24 protein-coding genes are annotated in these 25,268 nt (G+C 38.9%); 23 read left to right on the top strand and 1 reads right to left on the bottom strand.

Going from position 1 to position 25,268, the window contains the following annotated elements; genetic code table 11:
- Positions 1-53: 53 nt before the first annotated feature.
- The 11 genes from BC8716_RS08760 (at position 54) to BC8716_RS08810 (ending at position 10,541) form a co-directional block, all read left to right on the top strand.
- A complete protein-coding gene (locus BC8716_RS08760) occupies positions 54-386 on the top strand; it encodes a hypothetical protein (RefSeq protein ID WP_094424933.1) in 333 nt (110 codons plus the stop codon).
- 143 nt (positions 387-529) lie between these two features.
- Complete coding sequence (locus tag BC8716_RS08765; RefSeq protein ID WP_094424935.1) at positions 530-1,357, top strand: YfjC family protein; 828 nt, start codon at positions 530-532, stop codon at positions 1,355-1,357.
- 72 nt (positions 1,358-1,429) lie between these two features.
- Complete coding sequence (locus BC8716_RS08770; protein ID WP_157730381.1) at positions 1,430-1,816, top strand: YwqH-like family protein; 387 nt, start codon at positions 1,430-1,432, stop codon at positions 1,814-1,816.
- Positions 1,817-2,099: 283 nt separating this feature from the next.
- Positions 2,100-2,699 (top strand): TetR/AcrR family transcriptional regulator, encoded by a 600-nt coding sequence (locus tag BC8716_RS08775; protein ID WP_094424939.1) that lies wholly within the window; start codon positions 2,100-2,102, stop codon positions 2,697-2,699.
- 190 nt (positions 2,700-2,889) lie between these two features.
- Positions 2,890-3,930 (top strand): NADH:flavin oxidoreductase, encoded by a 1,041-nt coding sequence (locus BC8716_RS08780; protein ID WP_094424941.1) that lies wholly within the window; start codon positions 2,890-2,892, stop codon positions 3,928-3,930.
- 502 nt (positions 3,931-4,432) lie between these two features.
- Entirely contained in the window at positions 4,433-5,857 is a 1,425-nt protein-coding gene (locus BC8716_RS08785; protein ID WP_094424943.1) for a spore germination protein, read from the top strand.
- Positions 5,858-5,865: 8 nt separating this feature from the next.
- Positions 5,866-6,969, top strand: a complete 1,104-nt coding sequence (locus tag BC8716_RS08790) for a GerAB/ArcD/ProY family transporter (RefSeq protein WP_157730382.1) — start codon at positions 5,866-5,868, stop codon at positions 6,967-6,969.
- On the top strand, positions 6,966-8,090 hold the full coding sequence (locus BC8716_RS08795) for a Ger(x)C family spore germination protein (protein WP_094424947.1): 1,125 nt from the start codon (positions 6,966-6,968) through the stop codon (positions 8,088-8,090). The genes BC8716_RS08790 and BC8716_RS08795 overlap by 4 nt, the downstream gene beginning before the upstream one ends.
- Before the next feature lie 240 nt (positions 8,091-8,330).
- Positions 8,331-9,431: a Rap family tetratricopeptide repeat protein gene (locus BC8716_RS08800; protein ID WP_094424949.1), complete on the top strand. Its 1,101-nt coding sequence runs from the start codon at positions 8,331-8,333 to the stop codon at positions 9,429-9,431.
- A gap of 302 nt (positions 9,432-9,733) precedes the next feature.
- Positions 9,734-9,928 carry a hypothetical protein gene (locus tag BC8716_RS08805; RefSeq protein WP_094424951.1) on the top strand — a complete coding sequence of 65 codons (195 nt, stop codon included), beginning with the start codon at positions 9,734-9,736 and terminating at the stop codon, positions 9,926-9,928.
- A gap of 100 nt (positions 9,929-10,028) precedes the next feature.
- Positions 10,029-10,541: a hypothetical protein gene (locus BC8716_RS08810; protein WP_094424953.1), complete on the top strand. Its 513-nt coding sequence runs from the start codon at positions 10,029-10,031 to the stop codon at positions 10,539-10,541.
- Between the two features lie 65 nt (positions 10,542-10,606).
- On the opposite strand, the gene hag is transcribed toward BC8716_RS08810, so the two are convergent.
- A complete protein-coding gene (gene hag, locus BC8716_RS08815) occupies positions 10,607-11,515 on the bottom strand; it encodes a flagellin Hag (RefSeq protein WP_011248537.1) in 909 nt (302 codons plus the stop codon).
- A 701-nt stretch (positions 11,516-12,216) separates the two neighbouring features.
- Here hag and galU point away from each other — a divergent pair.
- The 12 genes from galU to BC8716_RS08875 all read left to right on the top strand — a co-directional run bounded on the left by galU (position 12,217) and on the right by BC8716_RS08875 (position 25,222).
- Entirely contained in the window at positions 12,217-13,095 is an 879-nt protein-coding gene (galU, locus tag BC8716_RS08820; protein ID WP_094424954.1) for a UTP--glucose-1-phosphate uridylyltransferase GalU, read from the top strand.
- A gap of 27 nt (positions 13,096-13,122) precedes the next feature.
- Positions 13,123-14,943, top strand: coding sequence for a polysaccharide biosynthesis protein (locus BC8716_RS08825; RefSeq protein WP_094424956.1), 1,821 nt, complete (start codon positions 13,123-13,125; stop codon positions 14,941-14,943).
- Positions 14,944-14,961: 18 nt separating this feature from the next.
- Positions 14,962-16,185 carry a DegT/DnrJ/EryC1/StrS family aminotransferase gene (locus BC8716_RS08830; protein WP_073304541.1) on the top strand — a complete coding sequence of 408 codons (1,224 nt, stop codon included), beginning with the start codon at positions 14,962-14,964 and terminating at the stop codon, positions 16,183-16,185.
- A gap of 5 nt (positions 16,186-16,190) precedes the next feature.
- A complete protein-coding gene (locus BC8716_RS08835) occupies positions 16,191-17,306 on the top strand; it encodes an ATP-grasp domain-containing protein (protein ID WP_073304543.1) in 1,116 nt (371 codons plus the stop codon).
- A 63-nt stretch (positions 17,307-17,369) separates the two neighbouring features.
- The gene (locus tag BC8716_RS08840) at positions 17,370-18,263 is read left to right on the top strand and encodes an NAD-dependent epimerase/dehydratase family protein (RefSeq protein ID WP_073304545.1); all 894 of its coding nucleotides are present in this window, start codon (positions 17,370-17,372) and stop codon (positions 18,261-18,263) included.
- Positions 18,244-18,831 carry a sugar transferase gene (locus BC8716_RS08845; protein ID WP_073304547.1) on the top strand — a complete coding sequence of 196 codons (588 nt, stop codon included), beginning with the start codon at positions 18,244-18,246 and terminating at the stop codon, positions 18,829-18,831. The genes BC8716_RS08840 and BC8716_RS08845 overlap by 20 nt, the downstream gene beginning before the upstream one ends.
- Before the next feature lie 20 nt (positions 18,832-18,851).
- Positions 18,852-20,099, top strand: a complete 1,248-nt coding sequence (locus BC8716_RS08850; protein ID WP_073304549.1) for a glycosyltransferase — start codon at positions 18,852-18,854, stop codon at positions 20,097-20,099.
- Between the two features lie 20 nt (positions 20,100-20,119).
- The gene (locus BC8716_RS08855) at positions 20,120-21,349 is read left to right on the top strand and encodes an O-antigen ligase family protein (RefSeq protein WP_073304551.1); all 1,230 of its coding nucleotides are present in this window, start codon (positions 20,120-20,122) and stop codon (positions 21,347-21,349) included.
- An 8-nt stretch (positions 21,350-21,357) separates the two neighbouring features.
- On the top strand, positions 21,358-22,248 hold the full coding sequence (locus BC8716_RS08860) for a glycosyltransferase family 2 protein (protein WP_073304553.1): 891 nt from the start codon (positions 21,358-21,360) through the stop codon (positions 22,246-22,248).
- Positions 22,238-23,485: an oligosaccharide flippase family protein gene (locus BC8716_RS08865; protein WP_073304554.1), complete on the top strand. Its 1,248-nt coding sequence runs from the start codon at positions 22,238-22,240 to the stop codon at positions 23,483-23,485. Before BC8716_RS08860 ends, BC8716_RS08865 begins: the two co-directional genes overlap by 11 nt.
- A gap of 16 nt (positions 23,486-23,501) precedes the next feature.
- Positions 23,502-24,821: a UDP-glucose dehydrogenase family protein gene (locus BC8716_RS08870; protein WP_094424958.1), complete on the top strand. Its 1,320-nt coding sequence runs from the start codon at positions 23,502-23,504 to the stop codon at positions 24,819-24,821.
- Between the two features lie 89 nt (positions 24,822-24,910).
- Positions 24,911-25,222 (top strand): DUF3784 domain-containing protein, encoded by a 312-nt coding sequence (locus BC8716_RS08875; RefSeq protein ID WP_257252076.1) that lies wholly within the window; start codon positions 24,911-24,913, stop codon positions 25,220-25,222.
- Positions 25,223-25,268 lie beyond the last annotated feature (46 nt).

Below are 25,268 nucleotides of genomic sequence, written 5' to 3' on the forward strand. Positions count from 1 at the left end.
CATACTGAAATATGCTGTATTAGGCAACCTCTTGGTTTAAAGGCGGAGAAATAATGGTACTAGAGATAATTTACGGAATCATTGTATGTGTGGGTGCGATTCAGTTCATGCATGGGGGAGTGTTAATTTTATTTGGATATCCCTCTGCCTATTCCAACTATCTAGAAGGTTTTTATACGAAAGAACCGAAACGGTTGTCTGATAGTGTGTTTAATCTATATTTTTGGATGACGATCAGCGTTGCTTATTTTACCTTTAAAAAGGCTTCTTTGAAATATGGGTTCTGGAAAGTGAAGTTGTTTTATGGCATTGGTTGGGTCATTTCGCTTTTTCTTTATTTGTTTGTGTTTATTCCTATCTTTACTTATTTCTTTCCAATCGATTAGTGGATGGAACTAGTTGGGAAATATACTATGGACTAGGAATAGCGTTTTCCTATATCCTGAAGCTTTGTTCATTTCTGCTTTTAGCAAACGTTATTCCTGAGTAAAGACAATGTCTTAGAAATTAATTGAAAAGGAGCTTTCTTATGCAACCATTATTAACGTGCACGACAGAAGAACTGGTATGTTTATTGAGCATGTGCGGTTATCATCAAATGGCCAAGGGTTTAGGGGAGAGCATGTTAGGGGAGAAAACTCCTGAAGCTTGGGATGCGGTCATTGAAGGAGCGGCACACCAAATGATGCTCAAAGGCATTTGGGACACGGAAAAGGCTGAGCGGGATGAGGTTCCACTTGGTGATCAGTGGCAACGGTTTACCGAGCAGTATGCGGAATCAAGCTATTTGGTTCGTTTTGTTGACCGGGTGGAAGGACAATCGTTGCTTTTTCACCAGATAAGCGATGACCAATGGTTTTTTCATCATGTCATCAATGATATTATCCACATTTTCGCAAAAGTAGACACGCAAAAAGCATACAACGAAGTCGATCGTTTTTTTAACCTTTCTGCAAGCGCTAAAACGGATCGGCAAGAGTTTGTGTTAACGCCTGAGCAATTTGACCGTCTCACTGACAATGAACAAGTTAGTCCAATTCAAACAGAGCTTTCGGCAGTTGCCGAGCCATCGTCGGTCAACGCATTTGAGAGCTTTGTTCACGACTTGGCGGAGCAGAACTGGACACTGAAAAACGGAAGTGCGTTCCAAATTGGCGATCAGCAGAATGACATGACTATCAGTGATTTGTTTTTCTTCCTGCCTGCTCAAAATGGAATTTGGCTAGTCGTTTATGAAATCGAAAATGGCAAACAGCAAGTGCGGCTAACGAAAACATCGAAACAAGAGTGGCTGCAAACAAGTAAGGTATTGTTTCGCAATAAAGTATCGGGCAGAATCAAAATGGGGAGCACTTAATCCGGGCTAAGTATTTTAATAGATGCAATGCCTTTACCTCGACAAAAATTTACTTTAAGGAGGGCAAGCGCTATGTCAGTGGAGTATTTTAGACAACAAATTCATTCAACAGAAGCGTTTATTGCGGAAGCGAATGAAAAGTTAAGACGTTTACGGGAATGCCGGTCAAAACTACTCAGCCAAGAAGGGACCATGGCAGATGACCGCGCCCAATTTAAAGAACCAGAGTTAACAAACGAGACATGGAACGGCAAGCATGCAGACCAATTTGAACAAACCCGAGAATCTGAAGTGGTCAGTACCTACCAAGAGTTGATCGATACAACAGGAGACGCCGTAGAGCGGACCGATCGGCAAATTAGCATGACGGTGGATGTCATTTCCCACCAAAATAGTTTGTTAAGTAATTATAAAATTGGCCTTGAAAATGCGATTGAGCGGGAAAGAGAAAAGAAGTAAAGGAACCTTTAAATTTGAAAAGGTGGAAGTGAACTAGAAGTGCACATGAGTACGACCTCCCCTTTATTTTAGGCAAAAACGAACCTTTTCCTAATCGTGCCATATTCGTTGTAATGTTATGTCCTCGTATCCAAAAAGAGGGGCGAGAATATCGACTTTTATAATCTGCTTGAGCTTTGTGAGAAGCTCTTTTTTCTTTGATCAACAACCAGGAGATAAAATGTAACTTAGGGTAAAAAGCAAACTAATTGACTCCGTGGTCAAGAATGGATATGATACCCCCATGAGCAGACCAAGAGAATTTGATGTTGATCGTGCGCTGCGCCAGTCCATGGAAGTATTTTGGACGAAAGGGTTTAAAGCGACTTCCTATGATGACTTGACTAGCACGACGCAAGTGAAGAAACAAAGTTTGTATTGTGTCTTTAAGAATAAGCGGGAGCTGTTTTTACGTGCATTAGTGCTATACAGGGAACAGGGCATAGCGATGCTGGAGGAATTGGCCTCTCAGGAAGGGTCTCCTGTGGAAAAATTGGAGGCCATTTGCGAGGCTACGCTCTGTCAAAACGATGAAACGATGAGTCGAGGCTGCCTCATCGTCAATTCAGCCCTTGAATTTGGAACCGAGGACGAGGAAGTCAATCGTGAGGTCGCATTGATGTTTAACCAGGTCGGACGTGTGCTCGAGAAGGTTATTCGCAGCGGTCAGGACCAGCAATTGATTACGTCTCGCCTTACAAGCAAAGCGCTTGCCCTTCACCTGAACAACGCTCTTAGCGGCGCGAAGATTATGGGAAAATCAGGCGCTCCCCGAGAGCAGATCGCAGTGGTATTGCGTACAGCGCTTGCGCTTATGATGCCAGAGAATGATGGAAGCTTGTGAGTGACAGATAACAACATGCATGTATGAGCCGTTAAATGCGTGCATGTCTTTTTTAAGAAAGTTTTTGACTGCGTGGTCAAAAAGGCGTATGGAAAAACATGCAAGGGGGTGATACTAAAAAACATAGAGCGCACCAAATGATTGAATGATTTTCTAGACTTCACATACAAAATGAAACTCGGAGGTAGTTATGACGAATTCAACATCCGTTCAAGCTTTGTTTCAACCGTTTTCAGTTAAAAATATGAATCTGTCCAATCGCATTGTGATGGCGCCGATGACTCGCCAATTTTCACCTGAAGGCTTTCCGGGGCCTAATGTGGCCGCTTATTACCGCCGCAGAGCGGAAAACGGAGTCGGACTAATTGTGACCGAGGGTACGGTCATTGATCATCCAGATTCGTCGAATCAGGAAAATGTCCCGCATATCTATGGCGACAAGGCATTAAACGGCTGGGCCAACGTAGTGGCTGAGGTTCACAAAGCCGGTGGCCGGATCATCCCACAGATTTGGCATATGGGTGCTCGCGGCCATGTCGGCGACTATACGGAAAAAGATGTCGCCGACATAGTGGATGCTTTTGCGCAAGCTGCAGCCGAAGCGAAGCGGATCGGCTTTGACGGAATTGAACTGCACGGTGCGCACCAATATTTGATTGACCAGTTTTTCTGGGATAAAACGAACCCGCGCACAGATCGTTATGGCGGTGATATGGTGGAACGCACTCGCTTTGCGGTAGAGGTCATCGAAGCTTGCCGCCGCGCTGTCGGACCGGAATTTCCTATTGTGCTGCGCTTCTCGCAATGGAAGACCAGTGACTATACGGCTAAATTGGCAACAACACCGGCTGAACTGGAGCAATTTCTGGCACCGTTAACCGACGCAGGAGTCGATGTCTTCCACTGCTCCACTCGCCGCTTCTGGGAACCTGAATTTGAAGGGTCTGATTTGAATCTTGCTGGTTGGACTAAAAAGCTGACAGGAAAACCAACAATCACCGTCGGATCAGTTGGGTTGGACAGTGAATTTACGAAACTCTTCGCCGAAGGAAAGGGAGCAGATGTCTCGAACATTAACGGGTTGATCGAGAAACTGGAACAGGGGGAATTTGATCTCGTAGCGATCGGTCGGGCATTATTAGCTGACCCTGCATGGGCAAGCAAAATCCGCGATGGCCGTATCGACGAACTGACGCCATTTTCGCCCGACGCGGTAAAAACACTTTACTAAATGTAATCCTGCAACAACGAAGGAGCTGCGCCGCAGCTCCTTTCGCATGAGTGGCGAAATTCTTCAAGGGGAAGCAATGAAGAGTAGCGTCAAGGGATCCACATTTAAATGTTCGATAAAGAATCGATCAAACATTCGATCTGACAGGGTTTTTCATATGAATAATAAGAGTCTGGCCGTACCTCCCACATATTTTGTTTTCGGTTGTTTCGATCGGAGCTTCGCCAAACCAATTGTGCAGTCCGAACAGGAAAATAAACGACACCCGATCCCCTTTTACGGAATGGGGGACTCCCGAATGTTTTCTGCACATGTTTAAACACGCCCTTTTTTATGTTTTTTTGGCATGGACAAATTTAATGGTAGGAGAAGCCTATGCTTCGCTAATGTACGTCTTGGCCGCAATTAGCATGCATGCGAATCCAAGCCAGCTCCGATTGTCCTGCATAACAACCTATCCCACTTGGCACACTAAAGGTATGAATAGCCGGAGGAGCCTTTTATGGATGTGTTTGGTGCCGATTATGAACAAAATAAGAAAAAATTGGTCGAGGAAATAGGCGATCAAGCCGACTTGACGATTAAATATGCGTACGCGACTTCATTGGATAAGCAGTTGACGTTTTTTTATTTCGGAGAAGCGGACATGCAAAGAATGGAGAGCTGCCTTCGCTACCTAAATGGGTTGCCAGCTGCTTATTTTAAAAAGAGGGGCAGCGAGGTGGAGCGGGCGAAACCATCGATTAGCTATGCGGAGTCGGTACAAGTTGATGTCAAAAAAGCGGTGAAGTCGCTTTATTTGGACCGGGTTGTCTTGCTGTTGGAGGGCGTCCCGTTTGCGTATGTGTTGCAGTTAAAAAAGGGAATGAACCGCAACGTGGAGCAGCCGACAATTGAACCGGTTATCCGCGGTCCGAAAGTGTCGTTTATTGAAGATCTAAACGCAAACATTGCCTTAGTACGCCAGTATGGCGATGACGAAAACCTCATTGTTGCTGAACATGTCGTCCACTATAAAAACAAACAAAAGACGATCCGCTACATTCACCATAAAGAAAAAACAGAGCCTGCTGTTGTCGACGAGGTGGCCGAGCGCCTGAAGGGGATTAAACACGCCAACATTGAGGATTCTGGCAAAGTTGAAAGTTTTTTGGACAACTCGCCTTTGTACTCGCCGTTTCCGCAAATCCAGACAACGGAGCGGGTTGACCGGATTTTAGGGGGCCTGGAAGAAGGGCGCGTCGCCATCTTCGTCGACGGCTCGCCGTTTGCGATTATGGTGCCAACCACGTTTGAACAGCAACTGCAAGCGGCGGACGATTATTATGAGCGCTGGATGATCAGCTCCCTCATTCGCATACTCCGTTACATAGCCTTAATCATTACGTTGTTTGTCGCACCTGTTTATATCGCCCTTGTCTCTTTCCATCAAGGGCTCATACCGGACGAACTGTCGCTCACGATCATGAATACACGAATGAACGTGCCATTTCCAGCAGCTGGCGAAGTCGTCGTGATGACGCTCTTTATTGAACTATTGCGTGAGGCGAGTATTCGCCTCCCTTCTCCTCTTGGGCAGACAATCGGCCTTGTTGGCGGCGTTGTCGTCGGCCAAGCAGTCGTTGAGGCCCATATTGTCAGTTCAATCATGGTCATCATTATTGCACTGACGGCAATTTCGTCTTTTGCCGTGCCGATGTATAACTTAAGTCTTTCTTTTCGACTGCTTAGCTTTATCGCCATCGTATTTGCCTCCACATTTGGGTTGTTTGGCGTCGTCTGTTTCTTTATTGGGCTAACCATCCATTTAGCAAGCTTGCACAACTATGGCGTCCATTATTTTTCGCTCAAGTTTTCATTCAAAAAACATGGCATTTACGATGCCATCCTCCGTTTGCCGACTGTACTGAAGGATAAGAAGGGGTGAATCGCATCTTGGCCAAGACAAACGTTTATACGCAGCGGACATTGACCAATGTCCAGTTTGGGGCGGTGTTGATGACGGCGCTTCTCGGTGTGGGCGTGTTAAACTTGCCGCGGACGATGACTGTTAACATGAATACGGCTGATGGGTGGATCTCGGTCATGATTGCAGGCGTGGCCGTAAGCCTCATTTTTTTGTTTAATGTCTTTGCCTTCAAGTCTCATCACGTTGATTCGATTGACGTCTATATGGAGAGAGCGTTCGGCAAGTGGGCAAGCAACTTTCTTTGCATCGTGATTGCCACTTACTTTCTCGTCCAGTCTAGTTGGCAAGTGGTAGCCATGAGCGAAATGATCCGCTATTTTTTACTAGAAGAAACGCCCTATTATGTCGTCATTGGGATGATTGTGATTTTAAGCGCGTATGCCGTTTTTTATCCGTTTGCGACGGTTGTGCGCATCTGCTGCTTTTTTCTACCGCTCTCACTTATTGTGCTCGTGCTTATTCTCGGGCTTAGTGCAGAAGAAGTGGACGTGTATCGACTGCGTCCTATCGCTCCAGAAGGATTTTGGCCGATCTTTGCCAATGTAAAAGAGGCGCTCCAAGCTTTTCAAGGCGCTGAAATTATGTTGCTCATCCTCGCTTTTCTCCGAACAGGCACAAAGCCTAAGAAAAGCGGTGTGCTCGCGTTTTCGACGATAACGATGGTCTACGTGTTAATTTATGGGATTGTGGTTTCCTCGCTAGGAGTAGCAGAAGTAAAAACGCTCGTATGGCCAACGATTGCCTTGACACAAGCTGCAGAAAGTGGAGCGTTTTTTTCTGGTCGCTTAAATTCACTACTCATCAGTACGTGGACACTGCAATTTTTTACGACCATTGTAATTGCCTTGTTTGCGACAGTCCATTTGCTTGATAAACGACTGCCGATCCGTCGTGGCTATTTGTTGTTTGTATGCACTGTACTTGTTTTTGGAATTGGCGTACTGCCACAAACGTTCTACCAAATTTCAATGATAGGCAAGTGGGAACAGTATGCTTTTTTAACTATTTTTGCGGTATTGCCATTCCTTTGTTACCTCACGGTTGCTATAAAAAAGAAGGTGAAGGCATGAAATGTAAGATCATTGCGCTACTTGGCAGTGTGCTGTTGCTTACAGGCTGCTGGGACCACACGAATATTGAAGACTACTCACTCGTCATGGGCATTGGCCTTGGGATTGATGCAGAAGAAAAGGAAAAGGTCGGCATGCTGACGCAACTGTACATGCCTGTCGCTGACGACCAAGGCGTTGCCGAGCTTTCTTTTCGAAACCTTTATACAAAAGGAGAAACAGTCTTAGACGCAACGCGGGAATTGGAGTTAATCGACCAAGGGATATTAAGCGACCATCAACTCGTGCTCGTGTTTCACGAGGATGCGTTAAGAAAGTGGCGGGCCGAAGAGCTGATTAACCAAAAAATCCGCGACGAACGGGCAAGGAGGGGCATTCGGATATTTGTTACTGAGGTGCCGTTGCAAACACTGTTTAAGTATCCAACGGAAGCAAAAGTAGCACCTACCTCGCAAATGTTGGATGCCATTGCCCAAAACATCGACCGCTCGACAAAAGTGCTGCCGCCAGTCACACTTGGAACGTTGTCTGATAACATTAATCGTGGCTATACGATTATCTTGCCAAAAGTGACAATTAAAGATGGAAACCTAGAGCTAGACGGAGGCCAAATTTTAAAGAAAGGCGTCCATTTAACCGATTCCCTCTCCCCTGACCAAATAACTAGCTTAAACTGGTTTACAGGCGATATAGAAGCTGGCATCGTTCAGGCAGAAGTGGATGGCTACCGAGTGGTATATGAAGTATTAAGCTCTCGGATAGAGTCTGTTAAAACAACGCTTGAAAACGACAAACTTACGATGGACATTTATGTGAAATCAGATGGACGCCTGGCGGAAAACTGGGATCCGAAAGAAAATACGTACGATCCAACTTATTTTAAAAAACTGGAAGGGTTATTTGAAAAGACGGTAGAAACGCAAGTGGACCAATTCATCAATGACATGCAAACAAAATACGAGGCCGCTCCCTTTAAGCTTGTTAAATATGTACGCGTACAGCAATACCCATTTTGGAAAAAGAATAAAGACAACTGGGATGAAGTCTTTTCAGAGGCGACAGTCCGCTTCCATGTTGATTTGACGATTACCGACTTTGGCATTAGGGGGAAAAGGCAATAGGAAAGCAGCGGTGAAAAAGAGGACGTGTTCGCTGGAATCAAGTTGATATTTAGGGAGAGGGGAGAACACGTTCTGTTAGTATCGTTCTATGTATGGGCGAGAAAAGCTTAATTCACTATTATTCTACAAAGTGCGACAAAAACAGCTAATTGAATGATGTTGGGAAATATCCAAATTCCTTACAATACGAAAAAATTCCATTTATAATAGAAAGCAACATACTTGGTTTGGGGTGATCGGATGTCTACGGTAGTGCAGGCGGAAAAAGCGGGGGCGAAAATCGTTGACTGGTATAGTTGCATTATTTCGCGGTCAATCGACCAAGCGATTCTCCTCAAAGAACAAGCCAGCGCCCTCGTAAAAAACATGGAGCCGAATGACAAGATTTTAGCGTACTATTCACTAGTCGAATTTCGTCATGAAATGCTGCTCAGACAAAACGCAGGAATGAAAGAAGAAGAACGATTTGCGAAAATTGAACCCATCCTAGAGGACACAGTCGACCATTTACTCAAGTACCTCTATTATTTCATCAGCGGGCAAAATGAATACATCAATGAACGTTACAAATCCGCGATCAAACTATTCAGGAAAGCAGAGCGTTTATTAGAGTATGTCGACGACGACGCAGAAGAGGCAGAATTTTATTATTATGCTGGATGGGTGTACTATCGCCTAAACCAATATCCTTTTGCGATCTCATATGCCGAGCAAGCTAAAATGATTTTTGACCGTCTTGGATATGTGGATAAGGCTATGAATTGCCAAATCATAATCGCCGCAACCAATTCCGAAGTCAGAAAGTACAAAAAAGCGGATGCAATCTTAAAAGACGCTTTGCAGCAAGCGGAAAGGTATCCTGAAACAAAATCGCTCATTCTCCGTACTCTCGGACTAAATGCAATACGGAAAACGGAGTGGGAAGAGGCAGAACATTATTTCAAATCTGCCTTAGCGATTAAAGAACATCGCCAGTCACCAGTAAGTATGAAAAGCCAATACAATTTGGCAAATATTTTATTTCGTTTACAGAGAGATTTGGAAGCGCGGGAGTTTTTTAAAAAAGCGGAAGTAGGCATTCATTATTATAGAAGTACAGAATATTTGGCTCGGTCTCTAGTCACAAAAGGGCTTTATATTGAAAAAGGAAATTTAGCGTTAGTAGAAGAGGGCATTCATCTTCTGAGAGAAAACGCTTTAGAATTTGAAATCGCCGAAGTGGCCGAAGAAACGTCTGATTATCTAGAAAAAGCAGGAAAATCACAAGAAGCATTGAAGTATATGAAAGTCGCTTACGAAGCGAAGCTAAATCAAAATGCACTGGGGGTTGTTCAGGAATGAAAAAATTTCTTTTAACTTTAGTTATTGTACTAGCATTTACAGGAACTCAAAGTCTAGCCCAGGCAAGTGACGGGAACATTTTTCAACCGCATGATAAAGCGGATGGTGCTAGTTAAGTAGCTTTTTTCAATACAAAACGAAAATGCCTGTTAAGAAAATAAGCAGTATACTAAAAAACAACACTGCTATAACAGATGGCCGGATAGCCATCTGTTTTTTTGTATTACCCAAGAAGGTGAAGCACTTGGTTTGTTTTAGCCGATAGATAGAAAGGGAAACAGACTATAAAAGGAGGCGATTATGTGGAAAGTAAAGAAATAAAGGTAAGGAACCATTGGGGAAAATTAACTGTTTGTTTGTTAATCGCTATTGCCATTACATTACCCGTACAAATTTGGGTTGATAGCGGATGGAAAATTGCGTACTTTTTACCCGTATTCATGACTGCTTGGGGAATATTCTATATATGGGCTGGAAAGGAAGAAAATAAGAAATAAGGCGATTATAGAAAAAGCAGTTTTAGTTATTCTTACGGATGGGAAGGTAATTTATAGAAAGTCATCCATTATTAATTAATAATTTTAAGGAGGGACAGTTTTGAAGAAAATTTTGGCCCCGACTATTGCCGCTGCTTTTGTTTTAGCTCTACCTTTTCAATACGCAGAAGCCAACAAAGAAGTATCGTCTTCTTCTCAGGTCAGTCCATTTTCTGACTTGCAAGGAGAGAAAAGAATTTCAGAGATTAATAATGAGTTTAACTCAGTGATCGGCATTATGGAAGAAGTGAATAATCGTTACATTGACAGCATGGTGCATGATACGGATGGGGAAAGTTGGACGACGATTACGTATACGTTTAATTCTGACGGTGTTGAAATGATGTACAATCGTTTACAAACCGCAGAGTCTTTGACTAGTTGGGCTTCCTATATAGTTGGATTGGTCCCTAATGTTGGTTTGACAGCTGCTCTTTTACTAAATGTTCAGTCTAACAACATGATCGATGATGCAGTAGCAGAAGCTTATCACATAAATAGTAGGCTAGAAGTAGAGTTGTACTATGGAAACCATTCGTGGGAAGATGAAACGACTTATCGTGTTGTAAACTAAAGAGAAGGTCTCGTTATCTCCTTTTAATAAAAAACAGATGGCCGGATAGCCATCTGTTTTTTGTATTACCCAAGAAGTTGAAGCACTTGTTGTGGCGCTTGGTTTGCTTGAGCAAGCATTGATTGAGAAGCTTGGGAAAGAATGTTGCTCTTTGTGTATTCCATGATTTCTTTCGCCATGTCAACGTCACGGATACGAGACTCAGCAGCTTGAAGGTTCTCAGAAGAGTTGTCCAAGTTAGAGATCGTGTGCTCAAGACGGTTTTGCGCAGCACCAAGGCTAGAGCGTTGTTTTGATACTTGTTTGATCGCATTTTCAACAGCAGCTAGTTGTGTGTCAAAGCCTTCCTCATCTGTCGCATCTGGATCAGCAAACTTTGTCACATCGATATCGGAAATTTTTAATCCGTCATCGCCTTCAGTACCAAGTGCAGTAGCGCTCATGTCGCCGATTTCGATTGTAATCGTTTGTCCTTGGTTCGCACCAATTTGGAAAGTGAAAGAAGCAGGGGCAGAAGCGCCAGCATCATCTGTTGCGCCTTTCAACAAATCTTTGCCGTTGAATGCAGTACGGTCAGAAATCCCTTTGCTTCCATCAGTCATGCCACCGATTTCTTCTTTAAGCGAGTTGATTTCATCTTGGATCGCTTGAAGGTCTTCGTCTTGGTTTGTGCCTGTGTTTCCTGCTTGTACAACAAGCTCACGCATACGTTGAAGGATGCTGTGCGTTTCGTCAAGGGCACCTTCAGCTGTTTGGATAAGAGAGATCCCGTCTTGTGCGTTACGGCTCGCTTGATCCAAACCACGGATTTGCGCACGCATTTTTTCTGAAATCGAAAGACCAGCTGCGTCATCCCCTGCACGGTTGATGCGTAGACCAGAAGAAAGCTTTTCTTGTGCTTTTGAAGCAGCACCTTGGTTGATGCCGAGTTGGCGATGAGCGTTCATCGCAGACAGGTTGTTATTGATGATCATAGTCGTCACACTTCCTTTTGTTTTTTGTTACCTCATCCTTGAGGATTTGTAGAAGCGCTGTGCTTCTAATTTTTTTATCGGATTGTCTGGAGAATTGTTTACAGGCTTTTGAGGATTTTTTTGATTAGACCTTAGTCTCATTTAAATTTATTCTCAACAGGGAAAAGAGAGTAAGAAATTAATGCGTTTAAATGGCTAAAAGTAGCTTTTTCCAGCTTGAAAATAGAAGAAATAAAAAATAAAATCTTTGTAATAAAGGTAGATGGAAGGTCTTTGGAAGTGGTAAAATAGTTTTGCTTGATGCATTCTGACATTAATTTAATATGTATTTATGCCTTCATGTCATATTTGTCTTTTTAAATAGACCAAAAGAATCGTTTTATGTCATGATTCTAAAAAAACCACAAAATCCTTTAAAGTTAGTGTATATTAGTCAATAATCGACTTTTTTAGCCGATATAAGTAGAATGGGTTCGGTTACGCCTTCTTTACCGTTATCAAGGAAGGTACTCGGCCATGCTAAGGGAAGCATCGTTCCTTAGGCGCATGTCGCCGCCAGCATGGTGTGAGGGGAGGTTCGATGCCTCAAGGGCTAAGCCCAAAACACTAGAGCGAATCGAAAAGATAGAAAAACGCTTACATCCTTGGCGCGTGAGCCTTTTTCTATCTTTTTTATTTTGTGAACACGGAGGGAATCAATTATGTCAAAAGTAAAAAAAGCGATTATCCCAGCAGCTGGCCTTGGAACACGCTTCTTGCCAGCGACAAAAGCAATGCCGAAAGAAATGCTGCCAATTGTCGATAAACCGACTATCCAATACATCATTGAAGAAGCGATTGAAGCGGGCATCGAAGACATCATTATTGTGACAGGCAAAGGGAAGCGGGCGATTGAAGACCATTTCGACCATTCATTTGAACTTGAACAAAACTTGTTCAACAAAGGCAAACTCGACATGCTCGAAAAAGTCCAAGCTTCATCAAAAGTCGAACTCCACTACATACGGCAAAAAGAACCAAAAGGACTTGGCCATGCCGTCTGGTGCGCTCGTAAATTTATCGGCAATGAACCATTTGCCGTTCTCCTTGGTGACGATATTGTTCAGGCAGAAACGCCAGGACTCAAACAACTTATGAACCAATACGACCAAACCGAACGCTCCGTCATTGGCGTCCAATCCGTACCGGAAAACGAAACGCGCCGCTACGGCATCATCGACCCAGAATCACAAAACGGCCGTCTTTACCGAGTATCCAGCTTTGTTGAAAAACCAAAACAAGGCACAGCGCCATCCAACTTAGCAATCATGGGACGCTATATCCTCACGCCAGAGATTTTTACTTTCCTAGAAAAACAAGAAACAGGCGCTGGCGGCGAAATCCAGCTAACCGATGCGATCCAAACATTGAATGAACAACAAAGCGTCTACGCCTACGACTTTGAAGGCAAACGTTTCGACGTTGGCGAAAAACTCGGCTTCGTCCTCACGCAATTGGAATTTGCGTTGGAGCGGGAGGAACTAAGAGATGCGTTGTTGGAGAAGATGCGGGAGTATGTTCAACTTTACTATATTAAATAATTCGCTATTGAGGAGAGATAGTTGTTAATGAAGATGAAGCAAAGGTTACTAGCCCTAATATTAATCGATTCTACAATCGTTCTCTTTTCAATTTACGTATGCAGTTTCATCTTAAATGCAGGGTATCCATCGTTAACAGAAACTCTTGTTGTTAGTTCAATTGTTTTACTAGTAGTCCATCATATGTGTGCGTACAAATTTAAACTATACAAACGAGCTTGGGAATACGCAAGTGTATCAGAATTAAAAGCAATCTTATATGCTGTCACAATCTCAATTATTAGCACCGGTTTGGTACAACTTCTATTTTTCCAAGAATTTTTTGTCCGTACTCTAATTATGACGTGGATGATGCATGTGATCTTGATAGGTGGGTCACGTATGTCTTGGCGTGTTTATAAAGATACATATATGGTAAATAAGAAAGATGGAAAACGTACGTTAATCGTTGGGGCTGGTTCTGCTGGGACAATGGTTGTACGGCAATTAAAACAAGATAAAGAGACAACATTAAAGCCAATTGGTTTTCTTGATGATAATTTCACAAAACATGGTTTAGAAATTATGGAGTTGCCTGTATTAGGGGGGACAAAAGATATCAATAAATATGTAGAGACTTATAAAGTTGAACATATTATTATCGCAATACCCTCACTAAACAGAGAGGATTTAAATAGAATTGTTAAGTTATGTACTGATACAAAAATAAAAACGCAAACACTTCCCCGTGTGGAAGACTTAGTGTTAGGGAGCCTACAAGTAAGTCAATTTAAGGATGTCGAGGTAGAAGATTTATTAGGCAGAGAGCCGGTGGAACTTGATGTTGATGGCATTGCTAAGTATATTTCAGGAGAAACGATTCTTGTTACCGGCGCGGGCGGATCTATTGGTTCAGAGATTTGTAGGCAGATTGCCCATTTTTCCCCTAAGCAATTAATTTTATTAGGTCATGGTGAAAACAGTATTTATACTATTGAAATGGAACTGCGTAGGACAATCCCCGATTTAAGTATTGATACAGAAATTGCCGATATTCAGGATAAAGATAAAATGTATGCTATTATGCAGAAACGGCGTCCGTATGTTATTTTTCATGCAGCTGCTCATAAGCATGTTCCCCTGATGGAACGAAACCCAGAAGAGGCAGTAAAAAATAATATCATTGGAACTAAAAATGTGGCAGAAGCCGCAGATATGGCTGGAGTTAATACTTTTGTGATGATTTCTAGCGATAAAGCTGTCAACCCAACAAGCGTAATGGGAGCAACAAAAAGGATTGCAGAAATGGTCATTCAGCACATGGATATGGTAAGTGAAACACGTTTTGTAGCAGTAAGGTTTGGGAACGTTCTTGGAAGCCGCGGCAGCGTCATCCCTCTATTTAAGGAACAAATTAAAAATGGGGGGCCTGTAACAGTTACTCACCCTGATATGGAACGTTATTTTATGACCATTCCTGAAGCCTCCCGGTTAGTACTCCAAGCAGGTTCTCTTGCTGAGGGTGGGGAAGTGTTTGTTCTGGATATGGGAGAACCTGTTAAGATTGTTGACCTTGCGAAAAACTTAATACGATTGTCTGGTTATAGTGAAGAGGACATTGGGATTAAATTTACGGGGATTCGCCCTGGAGAAAAAATGTTTGAGGAATTGCTTGATGAAAATGAACTTCATCAAGAGCAAATTTATCCTAAAATTTATTGTGGGAAAACTCCTCCAATCAACATTGATGTGGTTTATAATTTGATTAATGACTTTTATAAAATTGATCGTAAAACGTTAAAAGGCGAAGTATTAGGAATCGCTAATTACAGTGTTGATAATTTAAAAGCTCTAGATACTGTGAATTAACGTGAAAGAAGGAGAAAAATGACTAAATTAAAGCGACAAATTCCTTTCTCTCCTCCTGATATAACAGACGAGGATATAAGAGAGGTTATAGATACTTTAAAGTCTGGTTGGATTACAACTGGCCCAAAAACCAAAAAATTTGAAGAGCGGATAGCGAATTATTGTATGACAAATAAGGCCGCGGCATTAAATTCTGCTACTGCTTGTATGGAAATGACTTTAAGACTTTTAGGAATCGGTGAAGGGGACGAAGTAATAACTTCAGCCTATACATACACCGCTTCTGCGAGTGTAATTGATCATGTTGGAGCAAAAATAGTTTTAGTAGATACGAAAAAAGGTTCATACCATTTAGACTACGATGCAGTTGAGAGGGCTATTACTGAACGTACAAAAGCTATTATCGCAGTTGATATTGCGGGTGTGATATGTGACTACGAGCGTCTTTTACAAATAGTAGAAGCAAAAAGACATCTTTTTAAAGCAGAAAATTTATTTCAAGAAGCTTTTAATCGGGTAATTTTGATTGCTGATGCAGCCCATTCTTTTGGTGCAACTCGTAATTCGAAAATTAGTGGCAGTATTGCAGACTTTACCTGTTTTTCCTTTCATGCTGTTAAGAACTTAACCACAGGTGAAGGAGGCGCGGTTACTTGGAAAGCATTAAAGGGAATAGACGACAAATTGCTATATCAACAGTATATGAACTTGTCTCTCCATGGTCAAAGTAAAGATGCGCTGGCCAAAACAAAACATGGGGCTTGGGAATATGATATTGTATCAACTGCTTATAAATGCAATATGACTGATATTGCAGCATCGATTGGTTTACGGCAGTTAGATAGATATGATATCACTTTAGAGAAGAGAAAGCGGATTATTAATAGTTACAAAAAACTATTAAGTAATTCGAAGATAGAACCTCTGAATCATTTTAACAAGTTTTCTAACTCGAGTGGACATCTTTTCTTGTGTAGAGTAAAAGGATTAGAGGAAAAAGATAGAAATGAGATAATTGCTGAAATGGCGGAGAAGGGCATAGCCACTAATGTACATTATAAACCACTCCCGATGCTGACAGCATATATAAGACTTGGATTTAAAATTGAAGATTTTCCAAATGCATACGAAATGTATAAAAATGAAATTTCGTTGCCGTTATATACATCCCTTAAGGATTGTGATGTTGATTATACTGCCAATAGTTTTTTGGAAATAGTAAATAAACGAGATGCCAGGTGATAAACTTGAATAAAAAAGTGTTAATTTTAGGTGTAGCTGCAGTACAAAGAGATGCTATTGTAGAACTTAAAAATCAAGGGCATGAAGTACATGCTTGTGCAATGGCTAAAGATGGTCCTGGAGCTGATGCAGCTGACTATTTTACCAAGATAAATATTTTAGATGAAGAAGCAATAATAAATTATGTTAAAAATAATAGCATAGATCTAGTATATTCAGTCGGATCTGATATAGCTATACCAATAGCGAGCTCCATAAGCGAAAAGTTGAACTTGCCTTACTTCGTTACGAAACAAACAGCATTAATATGTAATAATAAAGATTTAATGAGAAGTACGCTGGGAAGTGATTTTTACGGCAATGTTAAATTTCAAGTTATTGAATCAGAGATTGATGATAAAGAGATTATTTTAGAGTACCCTTTTATACTAAAGCCAACAGATTCTCAGGGACAAAGAGGAGTATTCTTAATAAAGACCTACGAAGATTTTAAAAAGAACTACCTGGAGGCAAGAAAGTATTCTAGGTCGGGCCGGGTCATTATCGAACAATATATCTCCGGGCCAGAAATATCAGTTAATGGGTACATTGTTAATGGTGAAGTCAAATTCTTAATTTCTTCTGACAGAGAAACCTGGCCGGAGTATACGGGTTTAATTAAAAAACATGTAGTTCCATCCCAAAAGGTGTCAAATAAACTTCAAAAGAATATTTTTGAAATTGCAAGTAAGGCTTGTGAAAAACTAGGGATTTTAAATGGACCTTTTTATCTTCAGATGAAGATGGATAATGATTTACCTTATATTATCGAAATTACTCCTAGACTAGATGGTTGTCACATGTGGAAGTTATTAAAATATTATTCGGAAATAAACTTGATAAAGTTAACTTTTAACCATTTTTGCACCAATGATACTACCGAACTTAGCAAAATTACTTATACAAAAAAATCTAAATTAACTCTTGAGTTTGCATGTCAAATTCCTAATACTAAAGTTAATTATGATAATTTCGCTAAAAATACATCTTCCATTTTGGATAGTTATAAATACTACCCAGAAAATTCTGTGGTTAGACCCATAAATGGTGTATTTGAAAAGATCGGGTATTTTATTCATTAAGTTTACTTGGCCAGAATAATTTAAATTCTGGTCAATGAAGGTTTTGGTCTGGAGGGATAGATATTGCGAGTTGCAATTACTGGAGGCACAGGATTTCTGGGGAAAATTGTCTATTTGAAGCTGTTAGAAATGGGTTATCAGACTGCTGTTTTAACTAGAAGCTCCAGCGAAAATAATAACTATATAATAACAGATTACACGACAAACTCGTTAAAAGAAGCATTAAAAGGTTTTGATGCAGTAGTTCATTTAGCAGCAAAGAGGAGTAACGATAAGCTAATTGCTAACTACAAGGAGAATGAAACTGTTACACAGAATATATATGAAGCATGTGTTTATAATGAAATAAACAATATAGTATACGCTTCAACTATATCAGTGTACTCAGATATTACATGCTTACCGTGGAATGAGGAATTGTTACCAGACCCTGTTTCAATTTATGGTATTAGTAAATTAAGTGGTGAATATTTAGGAAACTATTACTCAAGAAATTATAATCTTAACGTAAAGAATTTAAGGTTAGCTCATTTATTCGGCTTTAATGAGATTAATAATTATATGATCAACTTGTTTATTAGACAAGCTTTTAATCAGCTTACGTTAACGTTAAATACACCGAGTAAGGCAAAAAGAGAGTTCCTATATGTTAAAGATGCCGCTAAAGCTATAGAATTAGCACTTAGAGAGAGTACACTTTGCGGGAATTTTAATATAGGCAGTGGAGAGGCGTTAACTAATTATGAAGTCGCGAAAAAAATCAATGAGTGTTTCCACAATGAAGGTAACCTAATAATAAAAGACAATGCCGCGAGCGAAACTATTAACTCTTCGTACATGGATAATAAAAAAGCAGAATTGAAATTGAAATTTACTCCTGATTATAGCTTTGATAAAGCGTTAGAAGAAATAAAGGGATTAATGAAAGGTTTGGATAATGTACCAATTTATTATTAAAAGATTGTTAGATATACTTATTGCTTTAATTTTACTTCCTATTTTAATCATTGTTTTTATACCAGTGTTTCTTCTTATTAAATTTGAAGATGGGGGACCTGTTTTTTACACTGGTATAAGGATAGGGAAGAATATGAAGCAATTTCATATGTATAAGTTTAGAACCATGAAAGTTAACGCCCCAGACATTAGAAATGGTGATGGAACAACCTATAACTCACAAGACGACCCAAGAGTTACTAAAGTTGGGAAATGGCTAAGGGTGACAAGTTTAGATGAAATACCTCAAATAATAAATGTACTGATCGGACAGATGAGTTTTATTGGCCCAAGACCTAGTCCTTTAGGAGATAAGAGTAATTATCCTGACGACTTTTTTAAAAAATTCGAAGTTTTACCGGGGATAACTGGATATAACCAAGCACTTCATCGGAATTCTTCAACAATGGACCAAAGAATTGCTAACGATAAATATTATGTTGAGAACATATCTTTTATTTTAGATGCGAAAATAGTAATTTTAACAATTAGGTCAGTCCTTGGTAGAAAAAACATACATAGAAATTAAACAAAGGTAAGGTGTGAGTTTTGAATAACACTTTAATACTACTAACCAATTATTATCCTTTTTTCAAAGGGGAAGAGTATTTAGAAACAGAAATTGATTATCTGTCTTCAGAGTTTGAAAAGATAATTATTTTCCCCACTATGGCATCAAATAAGATGAAAATAAATAGACCTTTGCCTTCAAATGTGCAGGTGGTAAATATTGATATAGATTTATCGAGAGGGAAGAAAATTCAACTACTTTCTAAAACAAAAATGTATATTAACAAAGAGTTTAAACAAATTTTAAAAGAGGAGAAGCATCTAAGTATAATCAATAAATTATATTCCACTTACTTTGAAGCAAGAAGTAATTATGTTTATAGTAAGATAACAAAAGAGCTAAATAAAATAAATTTTTCAGGGAAGAAAGTTACAATTTATAGTTATTGGTTTTATGTTACAGCTAGAGTAGCAGTAAGTTTAAAGAATAAGTACTTTAAGGATAAAGATATATATACAGTTTCAAGAGCTCATCGTTATGATCTATATGAAAATGAAGCCCCATTAAAATTTTTACCACATAGAAATTATCTTTTGAAAAATTTAGATCAGGTTTTTCCTTGTTCTCAAAATGGCGCTGAATTCTTAACAAATAATTACCCTATTTATAAAGATAAGATTGAAGTTAAAAGGTTAGGAACCACAAAACAAAATATTAAAGTGAAAAAACCTAAGCAGTGTTTTCGAATTGTTACTTGTTCAGCGTTACGAAAGGTAAAAAGAGTTGATATGTTAGTGGATGCTTTGGAAGAATTAGATATAAATAAAATAAACTATGAATGGGTTCACATTGGTAGTGGAACAGAGTTTAATAAAATCAAATCAAAAGCAGAGAAACAATTAAACAGAAAAAATTATAAATTCTTAGGTTCCCTTAAGAATAAAGAAGTAATAAAGTGGTATAAGCAAAATGATGTTAGTGTGTTTGTAAATTTGTCTTCTTCTGAAGGAGTACCAGTTTCCATAATGGAGGCAATGTCTTTGGGTATTCCAGTAATTGCCACGGATGTAGGTGGAACAAAAGAGCTTGTTAGAGACAAGGTAAATGGATTTTTACTAAATCAATATTGTAATAAAAGTGATGTGGCTAATACTCTAATTAAGTTTTATCAACTAGAAGACAACGTAGAAGAAAAAATGAGACAGTCTGCTTTAAATATGTGGATTCAAAGTTGTGATGCTGAGAAATTATATAAGGAATTTGCAATGATGTTAAGAGTATCTTAATAACTTAGGCAGGAGTAAAAATGAACCAGAGTTCAAATCAATCATCAGTTATTATAATTTTAAATGCTTTTATATTAAATGTCCTGGTTAATGCTGAATATATATATAACTCTATTGGTTTTTTATATAACCTAAAAGGTATGGCCTTAGGTTTAATAATTATACTTTTAATCGTGAGTACAATTATTAATTTCCATAAAATCAGATTTAATATCCTATGTCTTACTATGCTTTTGTTTGCTTCCTATGTAGTCATTAGTTATTTATATATAACCCCTGCAACCTTGTATGGGTATACAAAAACAATTGGCTGCGTTGTGGCTTTCATTTTAATAACATATCCTTTAGTAACGACATATACAATGGACGATATTAGAAAGTTCCTTTACGTTTACTTTGTACTAGACATATTATTATTGATATTTGTGATTTTTTATAATGGGGCTTATGATATTAGCCAATATTCAAGACTGGAAATTGGAGAAATTAATCCTATATGGCTTGCTAGGTTAGTTGGGGAAGTGGCTATTATGACATACTTCATTCTTTCTAAGAAATGGGCTGTACTGAAGTATGTTTTAATGACTATATTATTAATTATTCTTTTGGCATCTGGTTCAAAAGGCCCGTTGATTGCATTATTGATTTCAATTATTGCAATAGATGTATTTTATTCAAATAAAAGTGTAACTCTTAAGTACTTATTAAAAACCTATTTTAAGAGTATATTAGTAATTACTTCAGGGATCGTTTTTATTAGGTTTGTAGTATTGAATTTCTTTGATTTAGAGTACATTATTAGTAGGTTCTCTATATTGGATGCTGAATCACAGTACGGCGAATTGTCTCGAATGAATTTAATTTCCAGGGCAGTAGATTATTTTTTTGAGAATCCACTATTAGGAAAAGGTATTGGCGCATTTGGAGTTTTGACACATGGATATGACTATAGGAGATATCCTCATAATATCTTTATTGAGGCTTTAACTGAACTGGGCTTAGTGGGTTTCCTACTTATCTTGCTTTCAATATCTATTGTATTTATTTCCTTTATTAAGAGAGTGAGACTAAAAAAATACACGGAAGACCATAATTTAACATTTAGGGTCTTGGGCGCTTTGTTTATCTTTTACTTTATAAATGCAAATGTTTCCGGCGATCTAACCTACAGTAATATGAAGTTGTTCTTTTTCATGGGGCTGTTAAATTACGCTTTTTTGGCTATAAAAATTAATACAGGGAGAACTTGAATTAAATTATGTCGAGACCTAAAGTTAGTGTTGTAATACCTACATACAACCGAGCAAACGTATTGAAACGAGCAGTTAATAGTGTACTTAATCAAACATATGACAATATTGAATTGATTGTAGTGGATGATGCGTCGACAGATGACACAAAAAGTTTATTAGAATCAATTACGGACAAACGATTTAAATACATTAAACTTGATAAAAATTCAAAGGGGAAGTTACCTAGAAATATAGGAATAAAAAATAGTACAGGAAAATATATAGCCTTTTTAGATTCTGACGATGAATGGTTGCCAGAAAAACTGGAACTACAAATAAAAAAAATTTGTGAGTTAGACAATGAAAATTTTATTTGTTTTACAGACTTAATGTTAAATAATGGTAAAAAATTATTGGCTAAAGATCAGATAACCTATAACAACTCGACAGACATAATGGAATACATCTTAGTGCAAAACAATATTGTTCAAACTAGCACATACTTGTTACCAACAAGTTTAGCAAAAAGAATAATGTTTAATGAAGAATTGAGTAAACATCAAGATTGGGATTTTTGCTTACGACTTAGGGAAATGGGCGCTAGGTTTATCCATTTGAATGAGAAATTAACAGTTTGGCACGTTGATCCTAGAGAAGATAGAAAAAGTAATAATAGAGACTACAAAGCATCCCTAAACTGGTTTGAAGCAAATTTAAGCCTTTTTACGGAACGTGCAAAATATGCTTTTATTGCAAAATATTTACTTGAATTTTATCAACAAAAATATGGCAAGATATATACTATAAAAATCTTATTAAAGTCTTATTTTAATGGCTCTATAAAAAGTGTTATCTTTTTACGCAAGATAGTAAAAATAAGTCTCCCAGTTTTATTACGGAGGAAAAATGGTAAATAAAAGGCTTTTTAAGAATATATTCTCTTTAATAGTTTTGCAAGGTAGTAATTATATATTTCCGTTACTGACTTTTCCATATTTGGTAAGAGTCTTAGGTGTGGGGAATTACGGTATATTGATGCTATGTACATCTATTATGATATTTATAAATGTTATAATTGATTACGGGTTTAACATAACTGCTACTAAATATATTTCAATAAATAAACAAGATCATAACAAAGTAAATCAAAAATTTATTGATGTCCTTTCAATAAAAATAGTTTTTACGTTAATCGCAGGGGGTATTATATTTTTTTTGTTAACTATTCTCCCTTTCGATAAAACAATGCGTATTTGTATAGGGATAAGTTATCTAATCTTATTGGGAAATACACTTTTTCCAATTTGGTTATTCCAAGGCCTTGAAAAAATGGGTGTAATAACATATGTTAATATAATTGCGCGTTTTTTAGTTACTGTATTTGTTTTTAGTTTAGTTAATTCTATTGAGGATCTTTATTTAGCTGTTTTTTTACAAACTTTGTATTATGTAGTACCAGGTTTTTTGGCACTGTATTTTATAAAGTTCAAATTGAAATATGAAATTAAATTGTCATTCAGCCCAATAAGAATTCAACAGGAGTTAAAAGAAGGCTTTTATGTATTTTTAACTACTCTTTGGATAAATTTTTATAATAACGGTCCTCTACTTTTAGTTGGCATGATTTCCGGTAATTTATCAGCTGGTAATTATGGAATTGGTCAGAGAATACAAAGTGCCTTCTTTGGTTTGTCTCAACCCTTTACGCAAGCTCTATATCCTTTTATTTGTAACATATATGAAAAGGACAAAAAGCATTACAATAGAATAATTAAAATAATATTAACGAGCTTTTTAATTAGCAGTCTTTTAATTGTGATTATCTTAAATAGTTTATTAGACTATATTGTTCTATTAGTTGTAGGTGAATTGAATCACACTATTGGCAAATTAGTAGGCTTGTTTTCGTATATAATTTTTTTGGGTATTTTAAACACAATTTTATCAAGAATTTTATACTCGATGAATAAACAAAAGGTATTGAATAAGGTATATATGATTGGTGGTCTAATTTTTCTAAGTTTATCATACCCGTTTACTTTTTTCGGCGATGAATTTGGCATGGCTTTTTTAGTAATTCTAGTAGAGTGTACGATCTTAATTTCAAATCTTTCTATAACGTTTAAAGCATTAAAGAAGTTAAATACCGATTAGAAGGGGTTAATACCTTATGAAAAACATCGCCGTCGTCGGCACCGGCTACGTTGGCCTCGTAACCGGCGTTGCCTTGTCGGATATTGGCCATTCGGTTACGTGCGTAGACATTGACGAGAAGAAAGTTGAATTGATGCAAAGCGGTGTTTCTCCCATTTATGAACCGGGTTTGTCGGAGCTAATGACGAAAAACATTAATGCAGGTCGATTGTCCTTTACCACTAAGCATCAGCAAGCGTTTGCGGGCGCGGATGCAATTTACATAGCGGTGGGTACTCCCCAGAAGGCCGATGGCACGGCTGATCTCCGTTTTATTGAAGCGGTCGCAGACCACATTGCTGAGCACCTTACCCATTATGCGGTTGTTGTCACGAAAAGCACGGTGCCAGTTGGAACTAATGATTATATTAAATCTTATATTGAAAAGAATACGGATGTACCATTTGATGTTGTTTCCAACCCTGAGTTTTTGCGTGAGGGTTCAGCGGTACATGATACGTTCCATGGTGACCGTATCGTCATTGGTGCCGACAGTACAGTTGCTGGTGATTTGATTGAGGAAATCAACAAGCCGTTTGGCATTCCTGTCTTTCGGACGGACATTCGCAGCGCTGAGATGATTAAGTATGCGTCGAATGCGTTTCTTGCCACAAAGATCAGTTTTGTTAATGAGATTGCTAATTTGTGCGAGAAATTGAATGCGAACGTAGATGACGTTGCGAAAGGCATGGGACAAGACAAGCGGATTGGCGACAAATTTTTAAATGCTGGGATTGGCTATGGTGGTTCCTGTTTTCCGAAGGATACGAGCGCGCTTGTGCAAATTGCGGGCAATGTGGAGCATGAATTTACACTGTTAAAGGCAGTCATTGAAGTCAATTATAAGCAACAACGCCTGCTTGTGGAAAAAGCACGAGAACATTTTGGTTCGTTGCGTGGTAAAACGATTGCGATGTTAGGGCTGGCGTTTAAGCCGAATACGGATGATATGCGTGAAGCGGCTTCTATTATTCTAGCGCAAGAACTTATTTTAGCAGGCGCTCGTGTTGTTGCTTATGACCCAATCGCCATGGGGAATGCCAGAAACGTACTTCCTGCTGCTGTCGATTACGCAGACAATGCGTTTGCTGCTATTCAAGGCGCAGATACAGCTTTTGTGGTAACAGAGTGGGATGAGATTTGTGCCCTCACTCCTGAAGATTTTAAAGCGAATTTAAAAGAGCCGGTAGTATTTGATGGGCGCAATTGCTTTAACATCGAAACAATGAAAGAAGCTGGATTGAATTATTATTCTGTGGGACGTCCGGTTGTAAAAACGGAGAAAGAGCTAGTTTAAAACTAAACTGCCTGTATGCCTAGTTGGGCGTACAGGCGGTTTTCTACTGTAACTTGTTTTCTTCTATTTTAAGGTGGAGGGCATGTGGTATGATACTACTTTTTTTCCTTATGATCAGTCTCTTCTTCGGAATATCGACTCTGCTTTTTATTGGAAAAGGCGATTTCTTAATTGCCGGGTTAAATGCCATGAGCAAAAAGGAAAAAGAGAAAATTGACACATTCAAGTTGAATAGGTTCATGGGGAAAATGATGTATGTGGTTTCCGGTGGAATGCTATTGCTTTTTCTCTATCGTTTCTACAACTATTCCCTTGTATTGGCGCTGGCTTTGTTGCTTCTCGTTTTACCTACTATTCTTATTGCCATTTTTACGTTCAACTTTAATCGCTTTCGAAAATAAGACAATGCGGTCTAATCATTGCGTACAAATGATCCTACCCTACCTA

It is taken from the genome of Shouchella clausii, from assembly GCF_002250115.1.
In the GTDB taxonomy this organism is placed as follows: Bacteria; Bacillota; Bacilli; order Bacillales; family Bacillaceae_D; genus Shouchella; species Shouchella clausii.